A 10067-nucleotide genomic window follows, 5' to 3' on the forward strand; every position below is an offset into this window, starting at 1 on the left:
CGGGCGGGGTGTCGAGCGCGATGACGTAGAGCCCGGCCTCGCGCGCCCGCTCGACGGCGTCGACGACCGCGGGGCCGTTGGGCGTGATGAGGATGCCGTCCTGGCCCTGCGAGATGGCGTTCTCGATGGCCTGGATCTGCGTGTCCTCGTCGCCGTCCTCGCGACCCGCGGCGAGCGTGAGGTCGACGCCCTCGGCGTCGGCGGCCTGCTGCGCGCCTTCCTGCATGGCGACGAAGAACGGGTTGGTCGTGGTCTTGACGATGAGCGAGACGGCGACGTTGTCGTCGCCGTCCGAGCCCGCGGCGGTGGACCCCGAGCCGGACCCCGAGTCGGACGAGCACGCGGTCGATAGGATCCCCGCGACGACGAACGTGCTGGTCGCGAGCGCGATACGGGTCCGGGTCCGGCGCCCTGCCGGGACGAGGACCGAGGAAGGACGTCTGCGTGTGGTGGTCATGGAGCCCCCTCCAACCGTGCGGCCGACTGGCCGCTGACACCGTTGTCATCGGACTGTCTACACAGCGCCTCCGAGGACCGTCAAGCGTTCGCGCCCACGCTAGGGTTGGCCGGTGACAACGATGTCTCAACCGGCGGACACCAACGGGTCCCCCCGACGCGCGCGGGCGACCATGCGCGACGTCGCCGAGCGCGCCGGCGTGGGCATCAAGACCGTCTCGCGCGTCGTCAACGGCGAGCCCGGCGTGGCCGCCGCGACGGCCGAGCGCGTCAACCGCGCGGCCCGCGAGCTGCACTTCCAGCCCGACCCCTTCGCGGGCAACCTGCGCCGCAGCGTCCGGCGGACCCAGAGCATCGGGCTCCTGCTGTCGAGCGTCGACAACCCGTACTGCGCAGCCGTGCACCGCGCCGTCGAGGACGTGGCCGAGTCCCGCGGCGTCTCGGTGCTGTCCGCGAGCAGCGACGAGGACCCGCAGCGCGAGCGCGCGCTCGTCGGCACGTTCGTGTCCCGACGCGTGGACGGGCTGATCCTCTCGGCGACCGGGGGCGACCAGGCGTACCTGCGCCCGGAGATGGACGCCGGCACGCCCGTCGTCGCGGTCGACCGCGCCCCCGTAGGGATCGACGTCGACAGCGTCGTCGTCGACAACGTCGCGGGAGCCCGCGGCGCGACCGCGCACCTGCTGCGCCGCGGCCACCGACGGATCGCGCACCTGGGCGACCTGTCGATGATCGCGACCGCCACCCAGCGCCTCGACGGGTTCCGCCAGGCCGCCGCCGAGGCGGGCGTCCCCGCGGACGACCAGCTCGTCGTCCAGGACCTGCACACGGTCGAGCTCGCGTTCGACGCGACCTTCCGCCTGCTGCGCTCCGACGACCCGCCCACGGCGCTGTTCACGAGCCAGAACCTCGTCACGATCGGCGCGATCCGCGCGCTGCGGTCCCTCGGGATGCAGCACGACGTCGCCGTGGTGGGCTTCGACGACTTCGCCCTCGCGGACCTGCTCGACCCCGCCGTCACGGTCGTCGCGCAGGACCCGGTGGCGATCGGGCGCGCGGCGGCCGAGCGCGTGTTCGCGCGCCTGGAGGACCGGTCGCTCCCGTCGACGCAGACCGTGCTCGCGACGCGGCTCGTGGTGCGCGGCTCGGGCGAGATCGCCCCCCGACGCCGCGGCAGCGCGTGACGCACCCCCGACCCGGGCGGGGTGGTGCGGCCCGCGCGGCCCCGCTCCGGCGGGTGCGGACCGCGTGACGTCGGACGGGTGCGCGACGCCGCGTCAGCCCAGGCGGCGCACCTCCAGCGACCGCAGGACCGCGCGACCACCCTCCGCGTACGCCGCGACGCCGTGTGCGTCCGCGTCCGGGAAGACGAGGTCCGTGATGGTGACGAGGCCGTCCTGCGCGAACACCTCGACCGACGACCGGTCGACCACGACCGTGAGCCGCACGCGCCCGTCCGCGACCTCGACGGGCGCGGAGTGCACCGCCGGGAACGCGGGGTGCAGGTCGACCACGCCCGACGCCCGCCGGTCGACGAACAGGCGCCCGGTGGCCGCGTCGTAGCCGACGACGGTGCGCTGCCCCTCCTTGCCGCGCACGTGCAGCCCCACCTCGTTCGCGGTGCCGACGTCGAGCTCGGCCGTGAGCAGGAGCGCGTCCCCCGCCGCGCGCGGCAGGGGCACCGATGCGTCGTCGAGCGGCACGTCGCGCACGGTCCACCGCGGCTCGCTCGCGAGGGCCGACGCCTCGGGGGCGGGGAGCTGGACGAGCCGGACCCGGCCGTCGACGGTCCGGAGCGACAGCCGGCGCGGCAGCGTCATGGCCCCACGCCAGCCCGTCGTCGGCGTCGAGGCGGCGTACGTCCAGCTGCTCATCCAGCCGATCGCGACGGCCTCGCCGTCGGGGTGCTCGGCGAACGTCAGCGGCGCGTAGAAGTCGCTCCCGTGGTCCATCCAGTCGTAGCGCTCGAGCCGGCGCGGGACGGTCGCGTCGGTCGCGACGACGTGGTCGACCAGCACGTGCCCCCACGGCCCGGTCGCCGAGTCGACGACGCGCAGGCGGGCGTCCCGCCCGACGAGGTCCCGGACGTCCCACGACACCCGGTCGAGCGCCTCGGAGCCGGTGCCCGTCGCGCTGCGCACGACCTTCCCGTCGACGAGGAGGTCCACGGACGCCGCGGCCCCACGCGGGAGCGCCGGCTCGTCGCCGAGCACGACGTGGTCCGCGAGCACGTGGCCCCACCCGGCGGTGGACGCGTCGACGATCTCGACGCGCGCCTCGCGCCCGCGCAGGTCGCTGACGTCCCACGACGCCCAGTCGAGCGTCCCGCTCTGCGGCCCGGAGGTGGACCGCACGACCTGCCCGTCGACGAGCAGCCGGACCGCGGTGTCCGGGTGCGGCCCGCCGCCGACGAGGAAGCTCACGTGGTCGGCGTCGATCGTGAAGGGGGGCGACGTCAGCGTCCCGGTGCCGGTGTCGGGCACGGGCACGCACGGGTCCCCCGAGGTGCCGTTGCGGTACGAGCTCGCGAGGCCCGTGCCGAGGTAGCCGGTGACGCCGTCCTGGCAGGGTGCGTCGCCGCGCGTCGGGCCGTCGCCGAACGCCGTGCCCGACGCGGTCCACCCCGCGAAGCCGTCGCCCTCGAAGTCGCCCAGCACCGTGCCGGGGGGCGCGCCGCCGTCGCCCGTGCCCGGCAGGCGGGGCGCGCCACCCCCGCCGACGAGCAGCGCGAGGTGGCTGCGCGTGATGCGGAACGGCGGCGAGGTCAGCGTCCCGACGGACCGGTCGCCGCCGAGGAAGCTGTTGACGGCCCGCTCGCCCACGAACCCGGAGACGTGGTTCTGCCCCGGCAGCGTGCCGGGGACGGGGCCCGACCCGAACGCGCCCCCGGTCGTCTCCCAGCCGTCGCCGTAGGTCGGGCCGTCGAACGCCGCGACCACGTCGCCCTCCGGCACGTCGTCGTCGCGCAGGTCGTCGGGCGTGAACGTCGTGCCGTCGAAGTCGCCGACGAAGTACTGCGTGCCGGACCCGCCCGTCGGCGAGCCGGGGTTGAGGCTCACGACGAGGACCCATCGCGTCCGGCCCGGGTCGCCGTCGACGGGCAGCTCGACGAGGTCGGGCATCTCCCACACGCCGCCGACCGCGTGCGCCGGGCCGAAGTCGCTGAGGTGCGTCCAGGACCGCAGGTCGTCGGAGCGGTAGAGCTGCACGACGTGCTCGGTCGCGAGGACGACGAGCATGACCCAGTACCCGCCGTCGGCGTACCAGAGCACCTTGGGGTCGCGGAACTCGCGCGAGCCGATGTCGAGCACGGGGTTGCCTGGGTAGCGGGTCCACGTCGCGCCTCCGTCGGTGCTCGACGCGAGCGACTGGGCCTGCACGTGCGTCGTCGGGTCGTAGCTCGTGTAGACCGCGACGAGCGGGTCGCGCCCGTCGGCGCCGAGACCGCTGGTGTTGCCGTGGTCGACGACGACGGTGCCGGAGAACACGAGCTCGTCGTCGGTCGCGGGGATCGCGACGGGCAGCTCCTCCCAGTGCACGAGGTCGTCGCTGACGGCGTGGCCCCACGAGATCGAGCCCCACACGTCGCCTGCGGGGTTGTGCTGGAAGAACAGGTGGTAGCGACCCTCGTACCAGACCGGGCCGTTGGGATCGTTGACCCAGTGCTCCGCCGGCGCGAAGTGCGCGACCGGCCGGTAGGGGTCGCCGCCCGGGGACTCCCCCGGCACGGGGCACGCGAGGACCGTCGACACCACGACCCCTCCGGCGACTGCGGATAACGTCCGTGCACGCACGCGGCACTCCTCGTCGAGTCCGGGCGGCTCCCCCTCGAACCGTCCGGGCCAGCCTGGCGCGCGGCTGACAACGTTGTCAAGCAGACGCGGGCGGGTTCAGGACGACTTCGTCCCGGACCCTTGCGACCGCTCCGGGACCGTGCTTCCCTTGGTCCGGTCCGGCAGTCATGGCCGGAATCAACGGGAGTCACGTGGTCGTGACCTCCCGGACCCCAGGTGCGCCACACGCACCTGCGGCGTGCCCTCAACCATGCACGCCGACGCAGCGCTCAGGCGTGTGAGGACAGCGCACGCCGCTCCACCGGTCGGTCGCCCTCCCGACGACCCCACCGCACCGGTGCGCCCGGACGACGGACGCACCGTGTCCCCGGCGCGCCCTCAGACCCCGCGCCGCACCACCGGCACCGTCCGACACCTCGGACGCCGGTCCGTCCGGCCCGACGGGCGACGACGCCCGACGGGACCCGCACGAGGGGAACTCCCATGAACCGCACCATCCGCGGTGCGCTCGCGCTCGCCTTCGCGGCCGCGATGACCGCCGCGCTCGTGACGCCCACCGCCGCCGTCACCGACCCTGACCGCCTCCCCGGTCCCTCGGTGGGCGGCGGGCAGCGCGTCGACGCGGTGTTCAGCCCGCGCTCGACCTACCACGCCAACTGGACGCGCGCCGACGCGCTCAAGATCGAGCAGGACGCCACCAACACCGCGCCGCTGATCCCGTCCGACTTCCCGGTCATGACCGACCAGGTCTGGATCTGGGACACCTGGCCGCTGACCAACCTGAACATGCAGCCCGTCGCGTACGAGGGGTGGAACATCATCTTCTCGCTCACCGCACCGCGGGACATCTTCTTCGGCGACCGGCACTGGCAGGCCAAGATCGGCTTCTTCTACTCGCAGGACGCCGAGCACTGGACGTACGGCGGCGACCTGTTCCCCGCCGGCTCGTCCCGCGGCTCACGCGAGTGGGCGGGCTCGACGGTCCTGGCCGACGACGGCACCGTCCACGCGTTCTACACCGCGTCCGGCCACGACGGCGGCGGCATCGACCCGAACGACGCGCTGCAGCGCCTCGCACACGCGCAGGGCCAGATCCACACCGACGCCGACGGCGTCTGGTTCACCGGGTTCGAGAACCACCAGATCATCGCCCAGGCCGACGGGACGCTCTACCAGACGCTCGAGCAGTCGCAGGCCGGCCCGATCATCTACGCGTTCCGCGACCCGTTCGTGTTCCGCGACCCCACCGACCACCGCGTCTACGCGCTGTTCGAGGGCAACAACGGCGGCGTCGCCGGCAGCCACACGTGCGACCGCTCGGAGATCGGACGGGTTCCGCCCGGTCACGTCACCCCGGCCGACGCCCGGTACTACACCGGCAACATCGGCCTCATGGAGCTGAGGTCCGCCGACTTCACGCAGTGGAAGCTGCTGCCGCCGCTCCTGTCCGCCGAGTGCACCAACCAGCAGACTGAACGACCGCACCTCGTCGTCCAGGACGGGCAGTACTACCTGTGGACCATCAGCCACATGTTCACGTTCGCGCCCGGGCTGACCGAGCCCGGCGAGATCGCGGCCGGACCGGACGGCGTCTACGGCTTCGTCGGCCCCGGCCTGCGCAGCAACTACCGGCCGATGAACGGCAGCGCGCTCGTGCTGGGCAACCCGCCCGAGCAGCCGCTGCAGCAGTACTCGCACTACGTGATGCCGAACCTGCTCGTCGAGAGCTTCATCGACACCGTGCCGACGGGCCCTGGACCGGGCGACGTCGTGTACGGCGGGACGCTCGCGCCGACGCTCGAGCTCGAGCTCGACGGGGCGACGTCACGGCTGGCCGGCGAGCTGCCGTACGCCTACGTCCCGGCCGAGGTCGCGTTCCCCTGACCCGACCTGACCGACCCGCACGGGCCCTCCCCCGTGCACGCACGCAGGAGCCCGGCCCCGCCCAGGGACCGGGCTCCTGCCACGCGCGACGGCCGAACCCGTCAGAGGTCGAGCGGGCGCAGGACGAGCGAGATGCCGTGCGCGATCTGGACGTTGCCCGCGTTGAGGTCGAGCTTCGACCGGACGAGGAACGGGTCGAGGTCGTTGCGGTCCTGGTCCTTGAGCTGGACGATCGCGTAGCGCTTCGACCAGACCTTGACCTTGAACGTGCCGCCCTGCGCGGTCGTCAGGGACGCACCGCTCGAGGCGAGCGCGGTCGCCGAGTCGATCGTCGCGCCCGGCACGACGTGGTACAGCAGCACCTGCTCGACGGCGTCGACGCCGACCGCCCCGGCGATCGCCGTGAGGACCTCCTGCTCGCTCCCGTACCAGCGGTGCGTGAGGTCCTTCGCCAGCACCTGGAACGCGCGGTCGTTCGGGATGAACGCGGTGAGCGGGACCGTGCCGTCGGCAAGCACCGCGACCGGGCTGCCCGGCTTCGCGGCCAGGACCGTCGCGACGGCCTGGTCGACGATGTCGAAGTCGTACCAGTTGCGGTCGAACGTGTCGCCGTCGGACGCGAGCACGCTCGCGAGCGACGTCGTGCCGGCAGCGTGGGCCGCGGGCGCGAGCGCGAGGCCGGCGCCCGCCGCGACAGCGGCAGCGCACAGGGCGGAGAGGGTGCGTCGGATCTTCATCGTCGACTCCTGCGTCGTCGAGGTCGGCCCGCGCGGGCCGGACGCCCCGGAGGGGGTGTCACCGGTACTTCCGGTCGACACCCCCTCCTGGATGCACCCGCGCGCGGGCGACCTCAGGCCTGCAGCGGTCCGCGCACGATCGAGTCGCCCGAGTGCGCCGGGTCGCCGTCGAACTGCTCCTCGGAGACGTCGACGACCGAGAACTCGTCGAGGTCGAGGCCCGCGGGCAGGTCGAACCGGCCGGTCGGGCCGTCGAGCGTGCCGAGGCTGACGAGCCCGGACACGTCGGGCTTGAGCAGCCACACCTCGCGGAACCCGTCCCCACCGACCTGACCGGTGAGGTCGACGACCAGCTGCCGCGACCCGTCGGACCGCGTCTCGACCTCGGCCGAGCCCGCGGCGTCCCAGCCGGGCAGCGGCTCGAGGGTCGCCGTCGCGACGACCTGCGGTGCGGGCTCGCGCCCGACCCACCACGTGACGCCCGCCCCGGCGACCACCCCCACGGCGGCCGCCGCGGCGACCCACCGCCACCGGCTGGGGCGCTGGGTGAGCGGGACGACGTCGGCGAGCGGCTGGTCGTCACCGCCGGCGGGCCCGGACGCGACGCGTGCGGTCGGGGTCTGCTCGACCGCGGGCGGCGGTGACGGCCGCGACAGGTCGTCGGACGGCACCGGCGCGCGCACCGGGCGGGGAGAGGCGACGCCGGCGTCGGGCCCGGCGGCGAGGCCGAGGTCGGCGGCGATCGCGTCCCACACGCGCGGCGCGGGCGGCACCAGCTCACCGGCGGTCCGGGCCAGGCCCGCGACGTCGGCGAGCGTCCGCACCTCGGCGGTGCACCGCTCGCACGCGTCGACGTGCGCGCGCTCGGCGTCGGACGCACCGTCCTCCCCGAGGGCGAGGAGCGTCAGCACGTCGTCGTCCACGTGCTCGTCATCGAAGCGCACCGTCCACCTCCCATCGGGTCCGGAGCCTGGCCAGGCTGCGCCGCAGGTGGCTCTTCACCGTGCCGAGCGGCAGGTCCAGTCTGGTCGCGATCTGGTCGTGCGTGAGGTCGTCGTAGAACGCGAGCCGCAGGATCGTGCGCTGCGGGTCGCCCAGGCGGTCGAGCTCGTCGGCGATCACCAGCCGGTCGACCACCCGGTCGTCCGCGGAGGCGACCGTCGCGGGCGGCGGGGTCGCAGCGTCGGCGAGCTTGCGGTCGCGGGTCCGGCGCTCGTGCGCGTCGGCGATCGCGTGCCGCGTGATCCCGACGAGCCACGCGGGGAGCCGCGCGCGCGTCGGGTCGAACCGGTGCCGTCCGCGCCACGCCTCGACGAACACCTGCTGCGTGACCTCCTCCGCCTCGGCGGTCGTGCCGAGCGAGCGGAGCGCGAGCGTGTGCACGAGGGTCGACCACCGCACGTAGGCCTCACGGATGGCGTGCTCGTCCCCCGCGGCGAAGTCGCGGCCGAGCTGGTCGACGCCGTCCGGGTCCTCGCCCGCGGCGCGCGCCGGCGACGGCTCGCGTGCACTCACGGGCGGCTCCTCGGGGCGGTGCGTCGGCGTCGGCGGCAGTGTGACCAGCATAGGGATCACCCGGGCTCGGCCGTGACCACGACGTTGTCCGTGTAGTGCCCGACGTCCTGCCGCCAGGCGCCGCCGCACGTCACGAGGACCAGGCGGGGCGACCCGTCGCGCGAGAACCAGTCCTCGAGCGGCGCGGTCTCCTTGGGCACCTTGGTGACGTCGACGACGACGTACGGCTTCACGGCCCCGTCGCTCGTCGTCACCTGGACCTGGGCGCCCGGGGCGAGGCGTCGCAGGTCCGCGAACGGACCGATGCCGCTGAGCCGGGAGTCCACGTGGCCGGCGAGGAGCGTCGTGCCCTCGGTCGACGCCGGCCCCGGACCGAACCGGTACCAGCCCGCACGGTCCGCGTCGGGCGGCACCTCCATCGTCCCGTCGGCCGCGACGCCGACGGCGTCGACCGGCATGTCGAGCGCGAGCTCCGGGACCTGGAGCCGGACGGGAGCGACCACCGTCTCCGGCGGCGGGGCGACGGCGTCCTGCACCGGGACCGGCGGCAGGGTGGACGCGGGCGGGGCCGCGCCGCCCGTGGGCGACGCGGCCACCGTGGTGCGGGCAGTCGGCACCGGGTCGGGTCCCGCGCCCGCGGTGCAGCCTGCGACGGCCCCGACCGCCACGCCGAGCGCCACGGCCCGGGACGCCAGGCGCTGCCAGGCGTGACGGTCGGGAGTCCTCATCGGCGGACCGTCACCGCGCGACGACGGACGGCCACCGTGGAGGCCGCGGCGAGCCCGGCCACCAGCAGGCCGCCGGCCACCCAGGTCCACGCCGGGACCTCAGGGTCGGCCGCGAGGCCCAGCTCCCCCGCCGGCACCCCGCTCGGCGTGCCGTGCAGGCCGTCGATGACCTGCGTCGCGAGCGCGAGCGTCGACGGGGTCGCCGTCCCGTTGCCCCAGGCGTACACGATGGTGTTGGTGCCCTCGGCGACGTTGACGTCGGCCGGGCCCAGCAGGGCGGGCTCGGTCGTGCCGGCGGCCACGACGCTCGCGCTCACCGTGCCGGCGGGAAGGTTCAGGACCTTCTCGTTCGGGTTGGTCAGCCCGGAGATCACGGCCGAGCCACCGGCCAGGACGTCGACCGCGGGTGCGGCGGCCACGTGCCGGACGGTGAGGCGGCCCTGGCCCGCAGCGGTGGTCGAGGTGTCGTTCGTGAACAGCGTCGCGGTGGGGTTGGCGGACGCGTCGAGGTGCGCGACCGCGGTGTACGACGTGTTCCCCGCGAGCTGCAGGTCGACCGGGCCGATGGCCGGCGACGACGCATCGGCGGCGTCCGCGGCCGTGATCGCGACGGTGTACGTGCCGGGCGCGAGCTCGAGCGGACCTGCGAGCGTGCCGGGCGTGAAGTCGTCGAGCGTCCGCTGGCCGTTGACCCACACGTCCACCGTGAGGCCCGGCACGCCGTGCAGGACGTACAGGGTCGCGTCGCCAGGGGCGGCGCCGGCGGGGGCGGAGGTCAGCATGACGGCGGCGAGGGCGAGACCGGCGGCTCCGGTCGCGGCAAGAGGTCGTGCGCGCATCGTGGTCGTCCTTCCGTGCGGCCCGCCCGGTGGCGGGACTCTCGACCTCTCTTCCGTCGTCAGGACGCGCGCGGATGCATGAAGACGCAACTTTCTTCGCCGACCTCGTCGACC

Annotated in this window: 9 protein-coding genes; 2 read left to right on the forward strand and 7 right to left on the reverse strand. The window is 74.6% G+C overall.

Annotated elements, in window-relative coordinates; all coding sequences use genetic code 11:
• Window positions 1–457 (reverse strand): substrate-binding domain-containing protein (locus CTKZ_RS18575; protein ID WP_235843553.1); only part of this gene is annotated, 457 nt, incomplete at its 3' end.
• Window positions 458–578: 121 nt separating this feature from the next.
• On the opposite strand from CTKZ_RS18575, the gene CTKZ_RS18580 reads away from it, so the two are divergent.
• Window positions 579–1640, forward strand: a complete 1062-nt coding sequence (locus CTKZ_RS18580; RefSeq protein WP_235843556.1) for a LacI family DNA-binding transcriptional regulator — start codon at window positions 579–581, stop codon at window positions 1638–1640.
• Window positions 1641–1733: 93 nt separating this feature from the next.
• On the opposite strand, the gene CTKZ_RS18585 is transcribed toward CTKZ_RS18580, so the two are convergent.
• A complete protein-coding gene (locus CTKZ_RS18585) occupies window positions 1734–4208 on the reverse strand; it encodes a glycoside hydrolase family 32 protein (protein ID WP_235843554.1) in 2475 nt (824 codons plus the stop codon).
• A gap of 525 nt (window positions 4209–4733) precedes the next feature.
• Here CTKZ_RS18585 and CTKZ_RS18590 point away from each other — a divergent pair.
• On the forward strand, window positions 4734–6134 hold the full coding sequence (locus tag CTKZ_RS18590) for a glycoside hydrolase family 68 protein (RefSeq protein ID WP_124344316.1): 1401 nt from the start codon (window positions 4734–4736) through the stop codon (window positions 6132–6134).
• A gap of 101 nt (window positions 6135–6235) precedes the next feature.
• On the opposite strand, the gene CTKZ_RS18595 is transcribed toward CTKZ_RS18590, so the two are convergent.
• From CTKZ_RS18595 to CTKZ_RS18615, 5 genes are all read right to left on the reverse strand, one after another.
• Window positions 6236–6871, reverse strand: a complete 636-nt coding sequence (locus tag CTKZ_RS18595; RefSeq protein WP_124344317.1) for a fasciclin domain-containing protein — start codon at window positions 6869–6871, stop codon at window positions 6236–6238.
• A gap of 113 nt (window positions 6872–6984) precedes the next feature.
• Window positions 6985–7815 carry an anti-sigma factor gene (locus tag CTKZ_RS18600; RefSeq protein WP_124344318.1) on the reverse strand — a complete coding sequence of 277 codons (831 nt, stop codon included), beginning with the start codon at window positions 7813–7815 and terminating at the stop codon, window positions 6985–6987.
• Complete coding sequence (locus CTKZ_RS18605; protein ID WP_235843555.1) at window positions 7802–8386, reverse strand: RNA polymerase sigma factor; 585 nt, start codon at window positions 8384–8386, stop codon at window positions 7802–7804. The genes CTKZ_RS18600 and CTKZ_RS18605 overlap by 14 nt, the downstream gene beginning before the upstream one ends.
• A gap of 56 nt (window positions 8387–8442) precedes the next feature.
• Window positions 8443–9114 carry a class F sortase gene (locus CTKZ_RS18610; RefSeq protein WP_124344320.1) on the reverse strand — a complete coding sequence of 224 codons (672 nt, stop codon included), beginning with the start codon at window positions 9112–9114 and terminating at the stop codon, window positions 8443–8445.
• The gene (locus CTKZ_RS18615) at window positions 9111–9953 is read right to left on the reverse strand and encodes a DUF4397 domain-containing protein (protein WP_124344321.1); all 843 of its coding nucleotides are present in this window, start codon (window positions 9951–9953) and stop codon (window positions 9111–9113) included. Before CTKZ_RS18615 ends, CTKZ_RS18610 begins: the two co-directional genes overlap by 4 nt.
• Between the last annotated feature and the right edge of the window lie 114 nt (window positions 9954–10067).

It is taken from the genome of Cellulomonas algicola (genome assembly GCF_003851725.1).
Taxonomy (GTDB): domain Bacteria; phylum Actinomycetota; class Actinomycetes; order Actinomycetales; family Cellulomonadaceae; genus Cellulomonas; species Cellulomonas algicola.